This window comes from Raineyella sp., assembly GCF_034933565.1.
In the GTDB taxonomy this organism is placed as follows: Bacteria; Actinomycetota; Actinomycetes; order Propionibacteriales; family Propionibacteriaceae; genus Raineyella.
The window spans coordinates 58,887-76,450 of sequence record NZ_JAYFNG010000021.1 but is presented as its reverse complement, the minus strand read 5'-3'; the positions used below and the strand labels follow the sequence as shown (position 1 = coordinate 76,450).

Genomic DNA, 17,564 nt, shown 5'->3' with positions numbered 1-17,564 from the left:
AGGCACGGCCCAGTCGGGGCCGACCGAGCCGAGCTGGACCGGACGGGTCGAGCTGGACCGGACGGGCCAGGCGGGACCGGACCGAGCCGGCCGCCGAGCTCAGAGGTCGTCGGACCAGGCACCGTCGTCCGGCTCCGACTCGAGAGCGGACAGCGCCCGGTAGGCCACCCCCGCCGAGAATCCCCGTCGGGCCAGCGCTGCGACCAATCGGCGCCGACGGACCTCCGGAGCCAGCCCGGCCATCGACCGGGCCTTGCGCTCGACCAGGGCCAGCGCTGCGTTGAACTCCTCGTCCCCGTCGACCGCCTCGAGCACCTCATCGATGATGTCCCGCTCGACGCCCTTCCGGACGAGTTCGTCGCGCAGGGCACGCCGGGACAGCTGCTTGCGCTCCTGCCGGGACGCCACCCAGGCAGCCGCGAAGGCACGGTCGTCGACCAGTCCCACTTCGGTCAGCCGGTCGAGGACGGCCGTCGCCACCTCGGGGTCGGTGTGCCGCTTGGCCAGGGCCTGCTCCAGCTCACGGCGCGAACGGGCACGGTCGGTGAGCCGGGCCAGCACGATCTCCCGGGCGATGTCGTACGGGTCGGCCTCCGGGTCCGGATTGTCCTCCGGGCCCGGAGCGCGGCGTCCTGTCATGATCAGAACTTCACCTCGCCCGTCTCCGGGTCGATGTCCTCCTCGGCCTCCGCAGCGTCGGCAGCGACTCCGATGCCCATCTTCGTCTTGATCTTGGTCTCCAGCTCGGTGGCGACCTCGGGATGGGTCTTGAGGAAGTTGCGGGCGTTCTCCTTGCCCTGGCCGAGCTGGTCACTGTCGTACGTGAACCAGGCGCCGGCCTTGCGGACCAGCCCCGTCTCGACGCCCATGTCGATCAGCGACCCCTCACGGCTGATGCCCTGGCCGTAGATGATGTCGAACTCGGCCTGCTTGAACGGCGGGGCCACCTTGTTCTTGACGACCTTCACCCGGGTACGGTTGCCGACCATCTCGGTGCCGTCCTTCAGCGTCTCGATCCGCCGGACGTCGAGGCGGACGGAGGCGTAGAACTTCAGCGCCCGGCCACCGGTGGTGGTCTCGGGGTTGCCGAACATCACGCCGATCTTCTCGCGCAGCTGGTTGATGAAGATCGCCGTGGTGCCAGCGCTGCTGAGGGCACCGGTCATCTTGCGGAGCGCCTGGCTCATCAGCCGGGCCTGCAGGCCGACGTGTGAATCGCCCATCTCGCCCTCGATCTCGGCGCGCGGCGTCAGGGCCGCGACCGAGTCGATGACGATCAGGGCCAGGGCACCGGACCGCACCAGCATGTCGGCGATCTCCAGTGCCTGCTCACCGTTGTCCGGCTGGCTGACCAGCAGGGCGTCGGTGTCGACACCGAGCTTCTTCGCGTACTCGGGGTCGAGGGCGTGCTCCGCGTCGATGAATGCACAGATACCACCCTGTGCCTGCGCCTGCGCCACCGCATGCAGGGCCACCGTCGTCTTGCCGGAGGACTCCGGCCCGTAGATCTCGACGACCCGGCCCCGTGGCAGGCCCCCGACGCCGAGCGCGATGTCCAACGCCACCGACCCGGTCGGGATCACCTCGATGTTGGCGTGCGTCCGGTCTCCCAGACGCATCACCGAACCCTTGCCGTACTGCTTCTCGATCTGGCCGAGCGCGGCGTTCAGCGCCTGCTCGCGGTTGTTGACTGCCATCGGCTCGCCCTTTCGTCTCCCCGTCGCCGGGACACTCGCCCCCCGCCGAGCGGGGGATTCGGGTGCCCCGCGCTTCGCGCCGGGACCCCGCTGTCGTCGGTCCTCGCCATCACCGCCCTTCGCGGTGCCGGCTTTGCGTGCGGCCGGCTTACGTGCGGCCGGCTTGCGTGCTGCTGGTGGTGCTGCGTGTGACGCCGTGCCCTGTCGCGCTGCTGCGCTCCGGGGTCCTGCGCCCTGCGGTACTGCGCTCTGTGGTGCTGCTGTGTCCTGTCCTGCTGTGGTCGGTGCCGGTGTGCCCCCGTCGTCTGCCTCGGAGCCACCCTGTCCTTCGGTTTTCGTCGTCGTCGTCATCGTCATCGTCGACAACACTAGGCACGACCACTGACAACGCCGCGCCTCTCTTGCCGGCTGTGGACGGATGCCGTTCGTGGTAGCACCCCGGTGGACAACTTACCGAACAGATGTTCGATCCGCAGGGAGGGGTGCGGCGTGTCGGCACTGTCGGCGCAAACTCGACCACCGCCACCGGGCGGTGGGGTCAGCGTTCCTTGGCGGGCAGCTCGAGGGCCGCCCAGCAGGCCCGCCATACGGTCTTGGGCGGCACACCGGCGGCCAGGGCCTCCACCACCGTACGGCCGCCGAGCTCGGCCATCACGTGTTGCTCGGCCCACACTCTGGCGTACCCCGACCCGAGCTGTTGCCCGAGCCTGCGCCACAACTCCGTCTCCCGCACCCGGACACAGTACCCGCCACGACGGGGACGCCCGCACGCCGCGACTGGCCGGGCGGGCGGACCGACCTGATCGGACGATGACCCCGAGAGCAGACGATCCCGCGACGGAATCCCGCGAAGAAACGGTCGACGACGGTGAAGGACCGCTCAGGCGGCCGTCGCGGTGGCCCGGGGCCGCAGCGGGAGCGGGGTGATGGTGCGCTCGGTATCGGCCATCCGCTCAGCGACATCCCCGATCACGTGCGACATCGGGACGTTGAGCGCCCCGCAGATCGCGGCAAGGAGCTCGCTGGAGGCCTCCTTCTGACCCCGCTCGACCTCTGAGAGGTAGCCGAGGCTCACCCCTGCGCGTCGGGACACGTCCCGGAGAGTCTTGCCCTGTGCCACACGCTCGGAGCGCAAGGTGGCGCCGAGATGCTCGCGCATCAGCGCGGGCTTGGAGATGTCGGTGACAGGGGCCATGGCGTCAGTCTACCCGGCGGACAATCGCCCGCCACCCTGACGCGTACGCCGGTTCAGGCCTGGCGGCAGGCCTCCAGGAGCCGACGCAACGCCTCCTCGACCGACCGGGTGCGGATCGTGTGCCGGTCGCCGTCGAAGCGATACTCGCGCGCCGCGGCACCGGAACGATCGGCCACAGCGATGAAGACGGTGCCGGCCGGATGTCCCTCCTGGGGATCGGGCCCCGCCACGCCGGTGACCCCGACGCCCCAGTCGGCCCGGCAGGTCTCCCGGGCACCGGCCGCCATCGCGAGGGCGGTGGAGATGGCCACGGCGCCGTCGCGGGCCAGCTCCCCCGCGTCCACGCCGGCCAGCGAGTGCTTGAGGTCGGTGGCGTACGTGATGAGACCGCCACGGTAGACCGCGGAGGCCCCGGCGACCGATGTCAGGGTCGCGCCCAGCAGGCCCCCGGTGAGGGACTCGCAGGTGGCCAGTGTGGCCGGTGTGCGCCCCAGCAGGTCCAGCAGGTCCACCGCGAGGTCGTACGCCGGGTCACTGGGCGCGGCGCCCCGGGTGAGGGCACCGCCCACCCGGGGTCGCACCGGCCCGGTCCCGGCCGACCGGACCGTCGAGACGCGGGTCCCGGGTGGGGGGCCCGGCATGGCGGCAGGGGTGGGCCCGTACGGCAGGTCGGGGAGGATCATCGGGCCTCGGGGTGGGCGGCGAGGTAGGAGGAGCGCATCCGGGCGGCCTCGCGCAGGTAGTCCAGCCCGGTGAGCACGGTGAGCAGGAACGCCGCAGCCATCAGCACCCAGGAGAGGATCTCCGCCACCCCGCCGATCGACAGCCCGGCGGCCGGCAACGGCAACAGGTACAGGACCAGGGCGGCCGACTGGGTCATCGTCTTCGCCTTGCCGCCGCGGTTGGCCGCCATCACCCCGTACTTGAGGATGAAGAAGCGCATCACCGTGATGCCCCATTCGCGCAGCAGGATGACGATCGTCACCCACCACCACAGCTCGCCGATGATGCTCAGGCCGATGAAGGCCATCCCGGTGAGCGCCTTGTCGGCGATCGGATCCATCAGCTTGCCGAAGCTGGTGACGAGGTTGCGGGAACGGGCCAGATGGCCGTCGATGAAGTCGGTCACCATCGCCAGGACGAACACCCCGGTGGTGGCCCAGCGCCAGCCGGCCTGGTCCGGGTGCGCGAGCAGCATCCAGCCGAACAGCGGGACCATCAGGATGCGCAGGACGGTCAGCGCATTGGGTACGTTCCAGGGGGACGGCTCGCCATGGCGGTCAGCACTCATCGGACCTCCTCCAGCGGACGGGCGACCAGGTCGATGCCCTCGGCGTCGGTGACCCGGGCGCGGACGAAGTCACCGACGGCATAGTGGGCGTCGCCGACCGCCGCCGGGTCGAGGGTGGTCACCCCGTCGACCTCGGGCCCCTGGTGGGCGGCGCGGCCCACCCAGGAGCCGTCCTCCTCGTCGCGGGCCTCGAGCAGGACGGTCAGCTCCTCGCCGACCCGGTCGGTGGCGCGGTCCTCCATCACCTCCATGACGAGGTCGGCGAGCATCGCCCGGCGGTCCTCGATCTCGTCCTCGGGCAGGTGACCGTCGAGGCGTACGCCCTCGGTGCCCTCCTCGTCGGAGTAGGCGAAGACGCCGCAGACGTCGAGGCGGGCGGCCCGCAGGAAGTCGGCGAGCAGCTCGACGTCGCGCTCGGTCTCGCCCGGGAAGCCGGCGATGACGTTGGCCCGGATGCCGGCCTGCGGGGCGGCGGACCGGACCTGCCCGATCAGGTCGAGGAAGGCATCGGGGTCGCCGAAGCGACGCATCCGGCGCAGGACGTCAGGGGCGGCGTGCTGGAACGACAGATCGAAGTAGTCGACGACCTTGTCCAGCCGGCCCATCGTCCCGACCAGCCCGGGGCGGAGCTCGGCCGGCTGCAGGTAGCTCACCCGGATCCACGGCAGTTCATCGATCCCCGACAGCTCGCGGAGCAGCACCTCGAGGTCCTGTCCCGGCCCGAGGTCCTTGCCGTACGAGGAGGTGTTCTCCGAGACCAGGAAGGCCTCGCGGACGCCCTGGCTCGCCAGCCAGCGGGCCTCCGCGACGATGTCGTCGACCGCCCGCGACACGTACGACCCGCGGAACGAGGGGATGGCGCAGAACGCACACCGTCGGTCGCAGCCCGACGCGATCTTCAGCGGTGCCGAAGGAGCACCGGAGAGCCGGCGGTGGAACTCCCGGGGCCCGCTCGCCGGTGCGGGGCCGATCCCGAGGTGGGCCGAGCCGGCGTGGGTCACGCCGGGGACGACGATCCCCCCGACGGCGGCCTGGCGTTCGACCGGGGTGATCGGCAGCAGTTCGCGCCGGTCCCGCGGGACGTGCGGGGTGGGGCGTACGCCGTGCAGGATGCCCTGCAGCCGGGCGACGATGTCGTCGTAGTCGTCGAAGCCCAGCACGTCGGCCTCCGGCAGCTCCGCGGCGAGGTCGGCGCCGTACCGCTCGGCCATGCAGCCGACCGCGACGACAGCCTGTGTGCGGCCCTCGGCCTTCAGGTCGGCCGCCTCCAGCAGCACCTCCACGGACTCCTGCTTCGCCTGGGTGATGAACCCGCAGGTGTTCACCATCACCGCGTCGGCACCGTCGGCCTCGTCGACGAGCCGGAAGCCCCCCTCGGCCAGCCGGGCCGCCAGCTCCTCGGAATCGACGTCGTTGCGTGCACAGCCCAGGGAGACCAGGTGCACCGACAGCAGGTCTGAAGTTCCATCACTCATGATGCCGTCCAGTATCCCCCACGAATCCCCCGCCGGCCCCCGACCCGGCCGAGCGGCCACCGGCGCCGCCCCGGGGGAACGCCGGGCAGCACCGGCCACGGGCCGGGGCACGCCGGGCCGCGGTCAGCCCTGCTGGAGGTTCTCCAGCACCTCGTCGAGATCGTCGGGCTTCACCATCACGTCACGCGGCTTGGACCCCTCCGACGGCCCGACGACGCCGCGGGTCTCCAGGATGTCCATCAGCCGGCCTGCCTTGGCGAACCCGACCCGCAGCTTGCGCTGCAGCATGGAGGTCGAGCCGAGCTGCAGGTTGACCACCAGTTGGGCCGCCTCCAGCACCAGCTCCAGGTCGTCACCGATGTCCTCGGCGACCTTCTTCGACGCGGCCGGGGCGACCACGTCCTCGCGGTAGGACGGCTGCAGCTGGGTCCTGACGAGCTCGACGACGTCGCGGATCTCCTTCTCGGTGACCCAGGAGCCCTGGACCCGGACCGGCTTCGAGGCGCCCATCGGCAGGAACAGGCCGTCGCCCTGGCCGACCAGCTTCTCGGCGCCGGGCTGGTCGAGGATGACCCGGGAGTCGGTCATCGAGGAGGTCGCGAAGGCCAGCCGGGAGGGCACGTTCGCCTTGATCAGGCCGGTGACCACATCGGTGGACGGGCGCTGAGTGGCCAGCACGAGGTGGATGCCGGCGGCCCGGGCCAGCTGGGTGATCCGGACGATGGAGTCCTCGACGTCACGGGGCGCCACCATCATCAGGTCGGCGAGCTCGTCGACGATCACCAGCAGGTACGGGTACGGCCGGACCTCGCGCTCCGACCCGGCCGGTGGCTGCACCTGGCCGGCCCGGACGGCCTTGTTGAAGTCCTTGACGTGCTTGAACCCGAACTCGGCCAGGTCGTCGTAGCGCTGGTCCATCTCGCGGACCACCCACTGCAGCGCCTCGGCGGCCTTCTTCGGCGAGGTGATGATCGGGGTGACCAGATGCGGGATGCCGTCGTAGGCGGTCAGCTCGACCCGCTTCGGGTCGACCAGGATCATCCGCACCTCCTCGGGCGTGGCCCGGACCAGGATCGAGGTGATCATCGAGTTGACGAAGGACGACTTGCCCGACCCGGTGGCACCGGCGACGAGCAGATGCGGCATCTTGGCCATGTTGGCCAGCACGTAGCCGCCCTCGACGTCCTTGCCCAGGCCGACCGTCATCGGCTCGTGGTCGTTGCGTGCCTTGGCCGACCGCAACACGTCGCCGAGCGAGACGATCTCCTTGTCCTTGTTCGGGATCTCCACGCCGATGGCGGACTTGCCCGGGATCGGCGACAGGATCCGGACGTCCGCGCTGGCCACCGCGTAGGCGTGGTTCTTGGAGACGTTGAGGACCTTCTCCACCTTCACCCCGGGGCCGAGCTCGACCTCGTAGCGGGTGACGGTCGGGCCACGGGTGTAGCCGGTGACGCGGGCGTCGATGTCGAACTCGTCGAAGACCTCGGTCAGCCGGCCGACGATCTCGTCGTTGGCCGGGGTGCGCGGCTGCGGCGGGGTGCCGGCCTTGAGCACGGTCATCTCCGGCAGCCGGTACTCGACGTCGCCGACCTGCTCGACGCGCTGCGGCAGCGGTGAGTCGTCGGGCGTCTCGACGGGTGCGTTGACGGTGACCTGCGGGACCAGACCGGCGGTGACCGGGCCGGCCTTGGCCGCCTCCACGGCCGTGGCGGGCTTCGGGCGCCGGACCGGGGTGGCGTCGACGCCGGTGTCGAAGGCCATCGGATCGATGTCGGTGAAGTCCGGGCGCTCGCGCGGCTCGGGGGCGCGGGCGATCACCACGCTGTCCTCGCGCGACCGCCGACGCCGGCGCGTCGGGGCCGGCGCAGCCTCGGTCTCCTCCTCGTCGTTCATCTCCGCCCCGGTCCCGTGGACCGTACGGCCGCGACGGCGCTCGCCGACGATCGGGGTGTCGTACGCCTGCTCGTCGAGGCCGTACTCGGGGCGCTCGGCGCTGCGCGGGAGGCGCTCGCGGGCCGCGTTGATCCGGGCGGGGATCTCGTACAGCGGGATGCCGACGATCAGGACCACGCCGTAGAAGGTGAGCAGCACCATCAGCGGCACCGACACCCACATCGTCATCAGGTCGGTGAGGACGCTCGAGGAGACGAAGCCGAGCACGCCGCCGGCCTCCCGCAGGGCCACCGGGTCGGCAGGGCGGGGCAGTCCGTGGGCGACGCTGACCAGGCCGAGCAGACCCAGCGCGGCGGTCAGCCAGCCGACCACCTGCCGCCCGGCGGGGCCGGTGGTGTCGGGGTGGCGGATCGTCCGCCAGGCCATCGTGGCGGTGAGCAGCGGTGAGGCGTACGCGGCCATCCCGATGACGGAGGTGACGGCGTACTCCAGCCACTGACCCACCGGGTCGGGCAGACCCCACCAGAACTCGGCGGCGAGCACGATGGTGGCCCCGATCAGGGCCAGGCCGACGCCGTCGCGGCGCAGGTCGGCAGGCACGTCGCGCGCGGTGGTGCCGATCGACCGCACCCCGGCACCGACCAGGCCGGCCAGGCCGTCCCAGAGGACGACGAACGGGTTGCGGGGACGCGGCGGTGGCGTACGACGCCCGCCGGCCGGACGCTTCTGGGGCGAGCGGGACGACGAGCCACCCTTGCTGCGGGTACTCGCCGAGGATCCCTGGGAACCCCCGGAGCGTACGCCACCGGAGCGGGCCTGCGAGGAGGTCCGCCCGCCGGTGTTACGCGCCGGGGAAGTCGCGCGTGTCGCCATGCTCCGACCCTAGGCCATCAGGGTCGCGCCTCCGCGGCTCCCACGCCGCAGGTGCCGGGGTTCCCCGCTCCCGCTCCGGCACCGGCGGTGCCGCAGCAGTGCCGAGGCGACGACATCGGCCAGGACCGGTCCGGGACGACCGACTCAGCCCGCCGCGGTCCGCAGGCCGGGGCCCGGCGTCCAGCCGCCGTCGGCCAGGGCGGCGCGGAGGTGCCACAGCGGGTCGACCGGCCCGATCCCGCGCCCGAGCGCGTAACCGGCCGGGATCGCCCCGATCATGAACCGCTTCGCCAGCCCGACCGCCTCCGGGACGCTGAGGCCCTGCCCCAGGCCGGCGGCGATCAGCGAGGCCATCGTGCAGCCGGTGCCATGGGTGTGGGTGTTGTCGGCGCGTGCCGCCTGGAAGACGTGCCGTTCGCCGGTCCAGGAGACCAGCGTGTCGTCGGCGTCCCCTTCCTTGTGCCCACCCTTGATCAGCACCCACTCGGCCCCCAGCTCCAGCAGTGCGCCGGCCAGCACCGCCGCCGGCGTGGACGGGGACAGCCCGGTCAGCAGTGCCGCCTCGGGGATGTTGGGGGTGAGCACGGTGGCGAGCGGGAGAAGGGCCGAGCGCAGGGTGGCGACCGCCTCGGCGGCGAGCAGCGGGTCGCCGTGCTTCGACATCGCGACCGGGTCGACCACCAGCGGGACCCGGCTGCCGTCGGCGCGGCGCGGGACGGTGTCGATCAGCTCCGCCACGGTGGCGACGATCTCGGCGGAGGCCAGCATGCCGGTCTTCAGGGCGTCCACGCCGATGTCGTCGACCACGCTGCGGAACTGCCCGCGGATCGCCTCGTCCGGCAGCGGCCAGGCGCCCTGCACCCCGACGGAGTTCTGCGCCGTGACGGCGGTGACCACGCACATCCCGTGTGTGCCGAGCGCCATCATCGCCTTCAGATCGGCCGGGACCCCCGCTCCCCCACCGGAGTCGGTGCCCGCGATCGTCAGCACCCGGGCGGTCGGCAGCGTCGCGTCACGCTCAGCGGACGTCGTGGGTCGCTCAGTGGAAATGGTCATATCCCTGTTGTCCTTCCCAGGCCCGGCCGTCCACCGTGACGGCCTGTTGTCCCGATGCCGGTGCCTCCCCGACCGTACCGATCACCGTCCAGCCCGCCGGCACCGCCCCCGGCGGGAAGGTCGCGGCCAGCGCGTGGTCCTCCCCGCCGGTCAGCAGGAACACGTACGGGTCCACCCCGGTCGCCTGCCCGACCGACCGGACCGGCTCGGGCATACCGAGAGCGGAACGGTGCACGTCGATCGACACCCCCGACAGCTGCGCCATGTGACCGAGATCGGCCAGCAGGCCGTCGGAGACGTCGATCATCGCGCTCGCCCCGGCGCGCGCCGCCTCCCGTCCGGCGCCGTACGGCGGCTGCGGCACCTGCTGGGCCTCGACCACCGCCTTGGGCGTCCGGAACCCCTTGCTCAGCGCGGCGAGCCCGGCCGCGGCCCAGCCGACCCGGCCCTTGAGGGCGACCAGGTCACCCGGCCGGGCCCCGGAGCGCAGCACCGGGCCCTCGGGGCCGGCGTCGCCGAGGATGGTGATCGAGATGGTGATGTCGCGGGCCTTGGTGATGTCGCCCCCGATCAGCGACACCCCGGCCCGGTCGCACTCCTCACGGACGCCCTGGATGAAGTAGCGCACCCAGGTGAGGGACAGGTCCGCCGGCGCCGAGAAGCCCATCAGGATGCCGATCGGGCGCGCCCCCATCGCCTCGATGTCGGCGACGTTCACCGCGACCGCCTTGCGGCCGACGTCCATCGCCGAGGACCAGTCGCGGCGGAAGTGCACCCCCTCGACCAGGATGTCGACGCTGCAGAGCGTACGACCGCCCCGGGTGTGGATGATCGCCGCGTCATCGCCCGGGCCGAGCTCCACCTGGTCGTTCTGGGACAGTCCGCGGGTGATCTGCGCAATCAGCTCGAACTCACCGATGTCGGCGATGGTCTGTCGGGCACCCGGCGGCTCCTCCCCCGGTTGCGGACCGGGAAAGGGCCAGGGTGTGCGCCCGGAGCTGGCGGTGTGGTTCATCGGACTCCTCGTCGGTCGGTGTCCTCGACACGGTAGCGTGAGGCCACACGGGGCCGCGCCCCGAGGCACGAGGAGAGGGGAAGCCATGGTCGGCACGGCGGAGGCCGGAGCGACGCAGGTAGCAGCGGCGCAGGTTGAAGCGTACGTCCTGGTGCAGACCGAGGTCGGGCGCAGCGAGGAGGTGACCGCCGCGATCCGCAGCATCGCCGGAGTCGTGCACGCCGACGGCGTGACCGGGCCCTACGACGTCATCGTGCGGGCGCACGCGACCGACATGATGGCCCTCGGCCGGCTGATCCGCGCGGTCCAGGAGGTCGACGGGATCGCCCGGACCGTGACCTGTCCGGTCATGGCCGAGTGAGGGGCCGCTCCCGCACACCACTCGCCGCGACCGCTCTGGCCACCGGGGTCGTCCTGGCCGGGGGGGCGGTCCTGACCGGGTGCAGCGCCCCGGTGCAGCTGGCCGATCCACAGGTCGACGACGCCACCCGCGCCACCTGCACCGCGCTGGTGGCCGACGCCCCCGGGACCGTCCTCGGGTCGCCCCGGCGCGCGACGACCGGATCCCTGTCGGTGGCCTGGGGCGATCCACCGATCGCCCTGGCCTGCGGGGTGGCGAAGCCCGAGGGCCTGACCGCCACCAGTCAGTGCCTCGAGGTGGACGGCGTCGGCTGGTGGGCCCAGGACGGGGTGACCGGCACCGTGTACACCACCGTCGGCCGGGCCGCGTACGTCCAGGTGGGGGTGCCGAACGCGTACGGCAGCACCGGGGACGCCCTGGCCGAGCTCGGCCCGGTCGTCGCCCGGCACGACACCCTGCTGCGGCCCTGCGCCGGCTGATCGCCGACCCCACGGCTGCTGGCGTCACGACCGCTGGTCCCACGACCCGTCGAGGTCACACCGAGCCGGTCCCATGGCCGGCTGATCGAGACCGTCAGGGCCGGTGTGGCCGCGGGCCCGACGGATCAGCGCAGGCCGACCGGACGCCCCAGGGCGAGCTCGATCAACCGGCCGATCAGCTCGGAGTAGGCCACCCCGGCAGCCGCCCAGACCTGCGGGAACATCGAGAACCGGGTGAAGCCCGGCATGGTGTTGAGCTCGTTGACCAGCACGGTGTTGTCCCGGGTGAGGAAGCAGTCCACCCGGGCCAGCCCCTCGCAGTCGAACGCGTCGAAGACCCGGACGGAGACCTCGCGTACCTGCTCGGCGAGCACCGGATCGAGGTCGGCCGGGACATGCAGGCTGACCTGCTCCTCGGGCAGGTACTTCGCGTCGAAGTCGTAGAAGCCCGAGGCGGTGTGCATCTCGATCTCGGCGACGACCGAGGCCTCCGGCCGGCCGCCGTCGGGGTCGGCGAGGACGCCGCACTCGATCTCGCGGGCGTCCTGGATGCCCTCCTCGACGATCACCCGCGGGTCCCAGCGCTGGGCCAGCTCGATCGCGCCCGGCAGCTCCGAAGGGTCGGTCACCTTGGTGATGCCGACGCTGGAACCGCCGCGGGCGGGCTTGACGTAGACCGGAAAGTGCAGTGCCCGGACCGAGGTCAGGCACGCCTCGGGATCGGCCGCCCACTCCCCCGGGCGGATCCCCACCCACGGGCCGATCGGCAGCCCGCTGAGAGCCATCACCTGCTTCATCCGGATCTTGTCCATCGCCAGCGCACTGGCCGTCACCCCGGAGCCGACGTAGCGCACCCCGTACATCTCGAAGAGCCCCTGGATGGTGCCGTCCTCACCCATCGGGCCGTGCAGCAGCGAGAACGCCAGGTCGATGGGGTGCACGTCGACCAGCCGGTCCCCCTCCACGGTGGCGATCCGGGCTCCCTCGGCCGTCCGCGACAGCACCGCGTCGGCCCGGTCCTCCGGGACCTCGGGCAGCGTCCCGTCGATGGTGGTCAGCGCGACCACCTCGTCGACGTCCAGCTGCACCCACCGACCCGAGCGGGTGATGCCGACCGCGACCAGCTCGTAGCTGTCCCGATCGATCGCCGACAGCACCCCCGCCGCAGTCAGGCACGACACCCCGTGCTCGGAGCTGCCACCGCCGAAGACGACGGCGACGGTCGGACGGGCGGGCGTGGTCATGGGACCTCCTGGGACGGCAACGGGCACCACCCTACCGCCGCCCGGAGGACCGCCCGACGACGAGCGGACCCCGATCACCGCTCCGGTTTGGGCTCCCGTTCCATCAGCACCGGGACCATCGCGGCGGGCGTGGTCCGCCCTTCCAGGACGTCCACCACCCCCTCGACGATCGGCATGTCGACCCCGCGGGCGCGCGCCAGATCCCGGACGGCGCGACTCGTGGCCACCCCCTCGGCCACCCCGGCACTCTCCCGCACGGCCTCCTCGACGGTGCACCCACGACCGAGTCGTTCGCCGAAGGCGCGGTTGCGTGACAGTGGCGACATGCAGGTGGCCACCAGGTCACCGAGCCCGGCCAGGCCCGCGAAGGTCGACCGCTGTCCCCCCATCGCCTCGCCCAGCGCCCCCAGCTGGTGCAGGCCCCGGGTGATCAGCGAGGCCAGCGCGTTGTGACCGTAACCGAGTCCCTCCCCCATCCCCACCGCGAGCGCGATGACGTTCTTCGCCGCACCGGCGATCTCCACCCCGATCACGTCGTCGACGGTGTACGTACGGAAGGACGGTGTCAGGCAGAGTTGCTGGATCCGCTCGCCGACCGCCGGATCGTACGCCGCCACCACTGACAACGACGGCTGGCGCTCGGCGATCTCGCGGGCCAGGTTCGGCCCCGACAACACCGCGATCCGCTCCGGCGCGACACCACCGGCCCGGGCGATCACCTCGCTCATCCGCAGGTCGGTGCCGGTCTCGATCCCCTTGACCAGGCTCAGCACCGGCGCGGTCGCGTCGCGCCAGACCGGCAGCGTCGCCAGGTGGCCGACGTAGCCGCGCAGCTGCTGGGCGGGCAACGCGAGGACGATCAGATCAGCACCCACCAGCCCCCGGGCCGGGTCGGTGGTGGCGTCCACCCGGTCACCGAGGTCGACGTCGGGCAGGTAGTCGGGGTTGCGGCGGTGCTGGTTGATCGCGTCGGCGACGGCGGGACGGCGGGCGACGAGGGTGACGTCATGGCCCGCGTCGGCCAGGACGCGGGCGAACGCCGTCGCCCAGTTCCCGGCGCCGAGGATGCAGCACTGTGCCATCCGGTCAGCCTATCGTCGCGTCGTCGCGGGCGGGGTCACCGGTCCTCTCCCGCACCCTGCTGGCGCTTCCTCACCCCGCCGGACCCCGGCTGGTGGCCGCGCACGAGGTGTGCCAGCATCCGAAGGCATGACCGACCTCACCGATCCCGTCCGCTGGCTGCTGCCCCCCGATCCGGATCGGGCCGCGGCCTTCCGAGGCTGGCCCGCACCGGCCCGGCACCGGCTCGCCCTGTGCGCTCTGCTGGACCGGATCGAGGAGCTGAGCCCCACTGGGGCCGGTGTCGGTGTCGTGGTGGCCGACGCGATGGGTTCCCCGTGGATCGGGCTCGGCGGGTTGCTGCGATCGTACGGTTCGCTCGCCCGGGTCGGCTCACTCGCCCGGGTCAGTGGCCCGGGCGCCGAGCGTACGGCGGAACCGGTCGAGATGCCTGCCGACGAGAGCCGGGCCCGGCAGGGGCGGCACGGGGCGGCGATGCTGGGCCCGGCGGACACGCCGGTACGTCATCTCGGGCTCACCGTGGCAGCCACCCCCGACGCGACGCCGTGGACGGGACCATGGACCGTGCTGACCGACGAGGGCTGGCGGGCCGAGTTGTCCCCCGCCACCTTGCTGGGCCCCGTGCTCGGATTGCGCCCGGGGCAGCGTCTGCAGGCGATGGTCACCGTTGACGACGTTCCCCGAGTGGTCAGCGCCTGGCACTGAGAGGTGCCCCCCGGCCGCCGCGGCGGCGCCGGCAGCACACCGCCGCGACAGCTACTGCCGTTTCACGCAGAGGCCGCGGCCTCAGTCAGCCGCGGCCCGCCGGCGCGCCGCGGCTGACTGAGAGCGCCGCGGCTGACGGACGACGTGCGGCTGACGGACGGCCCGGCTCAGTCCTGCGTACGCAGCGGGAGGGTGGTGACCTTCCAGCCCGGGCGGTTGGCCTCGTACGCGGCGATCTCATCCTCGTGGGTGAGGGTGACGCCGATGTCGTCCAGGCCGTTCATCAGCCGGTAGCGGGTGTAGTCGCTCACCTCGAACGAGGTGACGAGATCGCCGGCGGTGATGGTCCGGGCGTCCAGGTCGACGGTCACCGGCAGCGACGGATCGGCCTCGGTGGCATCCCACAGCTTCTCGACGACCTTCTGCGGGACGACGGCGATCAGCAGACCGGACTTGCCGGCGTTGTTGCGGAAGATGTCGCCGAACCGGGAACCGATGACGACCTTGAAGCCGTAGTTCTGCAGCGCCCACACGGCGTGCTCACGCGACGAGCCGGTGCCGAACTCCGGGCCCGGGATCAGGATGGTGGCACCCTGGCGCTCCGGCTTGTTCAGGATGAACTCCGGGTCCTGGCGCCAGGCGGCGAACAGGCCGTCCTCGAAGCCGGTCTTGGTGATCCGCTTCAGGTAGACCGCCGGGATGATCTGGTCGGTGTCGACGTTGCTGCGCCGCAGCGGCACCGCCGTGCCGGTGTGCTCGATGAACTTCTCCATGGCGATACTCCTCAGGCGTTCTGCAGGACGGGCAGGTCGGCGGGGCCGGCCAGATGACCGGCGACCGCAGTGGCGGCCGCGACGGCCGGCGAGACGAGGTGCGTACGACCGCCCTTGCCCTGGCGCCCCTCGAAGTTGCGGTTCGAGGTGGAGGCGGAGCGCTCGCCCGGCTTCAGCTGGTCGGGGTTCATCCCCAGGCACATCGAGCAACCGGCGAAACGCCAGTCGGCCCCGGCCTCGGTGAAGACCTTGTCCAGCCCCTCGTCCATCGCCTGCTGGCGGACCCGCTGGGAGCCGGGGACGATCAGCATCCGGACACCCTCGGCGACCTTGCGGCCCTTGATGATGGAGGCGGCCAGCCGCAGGTCCTCGATCCGGCCGTTGGTGCAGGAGCCGACGAAGACGGTGTCGACGGGGATCTCCTTCATCGGGGTCCCGGCGGTCAGGCCCATGTACTCCAGGGCCTTCTCGGCGGCGGTCCGGTCGACCGGGTCGGCGAAATCCGCCGGGGACGGGACGGCGGCCGCCAGCGGGACGCCCTGGCCCGGGTTGGTGCCCCAGGTGACGAACGGGCTCAGCTGGGTGGCGTCGAGAGTGATCTCGACGTCGAAGGTCGCGTCGTCATCGGTGCGCAGCGTGCTCCAGTAGGCGATCGCAGCATCCCAGTCCGCGCCCTGCGGCGCGTACGGACGGCCCTTCAGATAGGCGAAGGTCTTGGCGTCGGGGGCGATCATGCCGGCCTTGGCCCCCCACTCGATCGACATGTTGCAGATCGTCATCCGGCCCTCCATCGACATGTTCTCGATGGTGCTGCCGCGATACTCGACGATGTGGCCCTGGCCGCCACCGGTGCCGACCCTGGCGATGATCGCCAGGATCACGTCCTTGGCGGTGACGCCGTCGGGCAGCTCGCCGTCGATGGTGACCGCCATGGTCTTCAGCCCGGCCTGCTGCAGCGTCTGGGTGGCGAAGACGTGCTCCACCTCGGAGGTGCCGATGCCGAACGCGATCGCACCGAAGGCGCCGTGGGTGGCGGTGTGCGAGTCGCCGCAGACGATGGTCATGCCCGGCTGGGTCAGGCCCAGCTGCGGGCCGATGATGTGCACCACACCCTGGTCGAGGTCACCCAGGGAGTGGATCGGCAGACCGAACTCCCGGGCGTTGGCACGGACGGTGTCCAGCTGCAGCCGGGAGACCGGGTCGGCGACCGGCGCGAAAATGTCGTCGGTGGGCGTGTTGTGATCCTCGGTGAGCATGGTCAGCTCGGGGCGGCGGACGCGCCGGCCCGCCTGCCGCAGGCCGTCGAAGGCCTGGGGGCTGGTCACCTCATGGGCAAGCTGCAGGTCGATGTAGAGCAGGTCGGGCTCTCCTTCCGCGGAGCGGACCACATGGTCCTCCCAGACCTTCTCACTGAGGGTCTTACCCATCGAACGTCCTCCATCCGGATCAACCAGGACGACCTCCGGCGTGAGTCCGGCGAGCGGAGCACCGGCAAGGCGCAACACACCGTCTCACAATCCGAGATTTCAGTCCCATTTCGTGAGATTATCGTAGCAACCCGGACAGGGTCGCGGTAGTCGTCCACGACTTGCGTTTCACATCTCGAGACTGCAATATCGAAATATGGATAACGGAAGCGGTGTCGGTGTCCTCGACAAAGCGGCTCTGGTGCTGAGTGCCCTGGAGACCGGTCCCACCACCCTGGCGGGACTCGTGCAGAGCACCGGGCTGGCCCGTCCGACGGCCCACCGCCTGGCCGTCGCCCTCGAACATCATCGCCTGGTCGCGCGCGACCTGCAGGGCCGCTTCGTCCTGGGTCCCCGACTGGCCGAACTGGCCGCCGCCGCCGGTGAGGACCGACTGGTCGCCACGGCCGGCCCGGTGCTGGCCCGGCTGCGCGACATCACCGGCGAATCCGCCCAGCTGTTCCGTCGCCAGGGCGACATCCGGATCTGTGTAGCGGCCGCCGAGCGGGCCTCCGGGCTGCGCGACACGGTGCCGGTCGGCAGTCAGCTGACCATGTCCGCCGGCTCGGCCGCCCAGGTCCTGTTGGCCTGGGAGGATCCGGACCGGATGCAGCGCGGGCTGGAGTCGGCCGAGTTCAGCGCGGTGGCTCTGACCGGGGTACGACGCCACGGCTTCGCCGAATCGGTCGGCGAGCGGGAGCCCGGTGTGGCCTCCGTGTCCGCCCCGGTGCGCTCCCCCTCCGGGAAGGTGATCGCCGCGGTCAGTGTCTCCGGGCCGATCGAACGGCTGACCCGCCAACCCGGTCGGCTGCACGCCCCGGCCGTGATGGCCGCGGCCGACCGGCTCAGTGAAGTGCTCCGGCGCTCCGGGGGTCAGGAGGCCTGACCCTCCGGGCAGCCCGGGTCTCGGCGCCGCCCGGCTCTCCCGGCGGGCGACGGCAGCCCTGCCGTCCCGGCC

Annotated in this window: 18 protein-coding genes; 4 read left to right on the top strand and 14 right to left on the bottom strand. The window is 71.9% G+C overall.

Annotated elements, in window-relative coordinates; translation table 11 throughout:
* Positions 1 to 99 precede the first annotated feature (99 nt).
* From VB059_RS07350 to VB059_RS07305, 10 genes are all read right to left on the bottom strand, one after another.
* A complete protein-coding gene (locus VB059_RS07350) occupies positions 100 to 639 on the bottom strand; it encodes a regulatory protein RecX (RefSeq protein WP_323421368.1) in 540 nt (179 codons plus the stop codon).
* 2 nt (positions 640 to 641) lie between these two features.
* Entirely contained in the window at positions 642 to 1,697 is a 1,056-nt protein-coding gene (gene recA / locus VB059_RS07345; protein ID WP_323421367.1) for a recombinase RecA, read from the bottom strand.
* A 538-nt stretch (positions 1,698 to 2,235) separates the two neighbouring features.
* Positions 2,236 to 2,430: a DUF3046 domain-containing protein gene (locus VB059_RS07340; RefSeq protein WP_323421366.1), complete on the bottom strand. Its 195-nt coding sequence runs from the start codon at positions 2,428 to 2,430 to the stop codon at positions 2,236 to 2,238.
* 147 nt (positions 2,431 to 2,577) lie between these two features.
* Positions 2,578 to 2,892, bottom strand: a complete 315-nt coding sequence (locus VB059_RS07335; protein ID WP_323421365.1) for a helix-turn-helix transcriptional regulator — start codon at positions 2,890 to 2,892, stop codon at positions 2,578 to 2,580.
* A gap of 53 nt (positions 2,893 to 2,945) precedes the next feature.
* Positions 2,946 to 3,404 (bottom strand): CinA family protein, encoded by a 459-nt coding sequence (locus VB059_RS07330; protein WP_323421385.1) that lies wholly within the window; start codon positions 3,402 to 3,404, stop codon positions 2,946 to 2,948.
* A gap of 167 nt (positions 3,405 to 3,571) precedes the next feature.
* On the bottom strand, positions 3,572 to 4,183 hold the full coding sequence (pgsA, locus tag VB059_RS07325) for a CDP-diacylglycerol--glycerol-3-phosphate 3-phosphatidyltransferase (protein WP_323421364.1): 612 nt from the start codon (positions 4,181 to 4,183) through the stop codon (positions 3,572 to 3,574).
* Positions 4,180 to 5,634, bottom strand: a complete 1,455-nt coding sequence (gene rimO, locus VB059_RS07320; RefSeq protein ID WP_323421384.1) for a 30S ribosomal protein S12 methylthiotransferase RimO — start codon at positions 5,632 to 5,634, stop codon at positions 4,180 to 4,182. The genes pgsA and rimO overlap by 4 nt, the downstream gene beginning before the upstream one ends.
* Before the next feature lie 147 nt (positions 5,635 to 5,781).
* Entirely contained in the window at positions 5,782 to 8,427 is a 2,646-nt protein-coding gene (locus tag VB059_RS07315; RefSeq protein WP_323421363.1) for a DNA translocase FtsK, read from the bottom strand.
* Between the two features lie 144 nt (positions 8,428 to 8,571).
* Positions 8,572 to 9,483, bottom strand: a complete 912-nt coding sequence (gene thiD, locus VB059_RS07310; RefSeq protein WP_323421362.1) for a bifunctional hydroxymethylpyrimidine kinase/phosphomethylpyrimidine kinase — start codon at positions 9,481 to 9,483, stop codon at positions 8,572 to 8,574.
* Positions 9,467 to 10,498: a thiamine-phosphate kinase gene (locus VB059_RS07305; RefSeq protein WP_323421361.1), complete on the bottom strand. Its 1,032-nt coding sequence runs from the start codon at positions 10,496 to 10,498 to the stop codon at positions 9,467 to 9,469. The genes thiD and VB059_RS07305 overlap by 17 nt, the downstream gene beginning before the upstream one ends.
* Before the next feature lie 85 nt (positions 10,499 to 10,583).
* Here VB059_RS07305 and VB059_RS07300 point away from each other — a divergent pair, with 85 nt between their 5' ends.
* Complete coding sequence (locus VB059_RS07300) at positions 10,584 to 10,859, top strand: Lrp/AsnC ligand binding domain-containing protein (protein ID WP_323421360.1); 276 nt, start codon at positions 10,584 to 10,586, stop codon at positions 10,857 to 10,859.
* Positions 10,856 to 11,338, top strand: coding sequence for a DUF3515 domain-containing protein (locus VB059_RS07295; protein WP_323421359.1), 483 nt, complete (start codon positions 10,856 to 10,858; stop codon positions 11,336 to 11,338). Before VB059_RS07300 ends, VB059_RS07295 begins: the two co-directional genes overlap by 4 nt.
* A gap of 125 nt (positions 11,339 to 11,463) precedes the next feature.
* Here VB059_RS07295 and VB059_RS07290 read toward each other — a convergent pair whose 3' ends face one another.
* Positions 11,464 to 12,582, bottom strand: coding sequence for a D-alanine--D-alanine ligase family protein (locus VB059_RS07290; RefSeq protein WP_323421358.1), 1,119 nt, complete (start codon positions 12,580 to 12,582; stop codon positions 11,464 to 11,466).
* A gap of 74 nt (positions 12,583 to 12,656) precedes the next feature.
* The gene (locus tag VB059_RS07285) at positions 12,657 to 13,664 is read right to left on the bottom strand and encodes an NAD(P)H-dependent glycerol-3-phosphate dehydrogenase (RefSeq protein WP_323421357.1); all 1,008 of its coding nucleotides are present in this window, start codon (positions 13,662 to 13,664) and stop codon (positions 12,657 to 12,659) included.
* Between the two features lie 127 nt (positions 13,665 to 13,791).
* On the opposite strand from VB059_RS07285, the gene VB059_RS07280 reads away from it, so the two are divergent.
* Positions 13,792 to 14,367 carry a hypothetical protein gene (locus VB059_RS07280; protein ID WP_323421356.1) on the top strand — a complete coding sequence of 192 codons (576 nt, stop codon included), beginning with the start codon at positions 13,792 to 13,794 and terminating at the stop codon, positions 14,365 to 14,367.
* A gap of 167 nt (positions 14,368 to 14,534) precedes the next feature.
* Here VB059_RS07280 and leuD read toward each other — a convergent pair whose 3' ends face one another.
* Both leuD and leuC read right to left on the bottom strand, forming a co-directional pair.
* On the bottom strand, positions 14,535 to 15,140 hold the full coding sequence (gene leuD, locus VB059_RS07275; protein ID WP_323421355.1) for a 3-isopropylmalate dehydratase small subunit: 606 nt from the start codon (positions 15,138 to 15,140) through the stop codon (positions 14,535 to 14,537).
* Positions 15,141 to 15,151: 11 nt separating this feature from the next.
* Entirely contained in the window at positions 15,152 to 16,567 is a 1,416-nt protein-coding gene (leuC, locus tag VB059_RS07270; protein ID WP_323421354.1) for a 3-isopropylmalate dehydratase large subunit, read from the bottom strand.
* A gap of 196 nt (positions 16,568 to 16,763) precedes the next feature.
* Between leuC and VB059_RS07265 the strand changes: the two genes are divergently transcribed.
* Complete coding sequence (locus VB059_RS07265; RefSeq protein WP_323421353.1) at positions 16,764 to 17,492, top strand: IclR family transcriptional regulator; 729 nt, start codon at positions 16,764 to 16,766, stop codon at positions 17,490 to 17,492.
* Positions 17,493 to 17,564: the final 72 nt, after the last annotated feature.

What these genes read in the sequence shown, in the direction of transcription:
- VB059_RS07335 (WP_323421365.1), bottom strand. Translation starts at nt 2,892, where the DNA reads ATGGCCCCTGTCACCGACATCTCCAAGCCCGCGCTGATGCGCGAGCAT.
- VB059_RS07265 (WP_323421353.1), top strand. Translation starts at nt 16,764, where the DNA reads ATGGATAACGGAAGCGGTGTCGGTGTCCTCGACAAAGCGGCTCTGGTG.
- VB059_RS07350 (WP_323421368.1), bottom strand. Translation starts at nt 639, where the DNA reads ATGACAGGACGCCGCGCTCCGGGCCCGGAGGACAATCCGGACCCGGAG.
- VB059_RS07285 (WP_323421357.1), bottom strand. Translation starts at nt 13,664, where the DNA reads ATGGCACAGTGCTGCATCCTCGGCGCCGGGAACTGGGCGACGGCGTTC.
- thiD (WP_323421362.1), bottom strand. Translation starts at nt 9,483, where the DNA reads ATGACCATTTCCACTGAGCGACCCACGACGTCCGCTGAGCGTGACGCG.
- recA (WP_323421367.1), bottom strand. Translation starts at nt 1,697, where the DNA reads ATGGCAGTCAACAACCGCGAGCAGGCGCTGAACGCCGCGCTCGGCCAG.
- VB059_RS07300 (WP_323421360.1), top strand. Translation starts at nt 10,584, where the DNA reads ATGGTCGGCACGGCGGAGGCCGGAGCGACGCAGGTAGCAGCGGCGCAG.
- leuD (WP_323421355.1), bottom strand. Translation starts at nt 15,140, where the DNA reads ATGGAGAAGTTCATCGAGCACACCGGCACGGCGGTGCCGCTGCGGCGC.
- VB059_RS07305 (WP_323421361.1), bottom strand. Translation starts at nt 10,498, where the DNA reads ATGAACCACACCGCCAGCTCCGGGCGCACACCCTGGCCCTTTCCCGGT.
- pgsA (WP_323421364.1), bottom strand. Translation starts at nt 4,183, where the DNA reads ATGAGTGCTGACCGCCATGGCGAGCCGTCCCCCTGGAACGTACCCAAT.
- leuC (WP_323421354.1), bottom strand. Translation starts at nt 16,567, where the DNA reads ATGGGTAAGACCCTCAGTGAGAAGGTCTGGGAGGACCATGTGGTCCGC.
- VB059_RS07280 (WP_323421356.1), top strand. Translation starts at nt 13,792, where the DNA reads ATGACCGACCTCACCGATCCCGTCCGCTGGCTGCTGCCCCCCGATCCG.
- VB059_RS07290 (WP_323421358.1), bottom strand. Translation starts at nt 12,582, where the DNA reads ATGACCACGCCCGCCCGTCCGACCGTCGCCGTCGTCTTCGGCGGTGGC.
- VB059_RS07315 (WP_323421363.1), bottom strand. Translation starts at nt 8,427, where the DNA reads ATGGCGACACGCGCGACTTCCCCGGCGCGTAACACCGGCGGGCGGACC.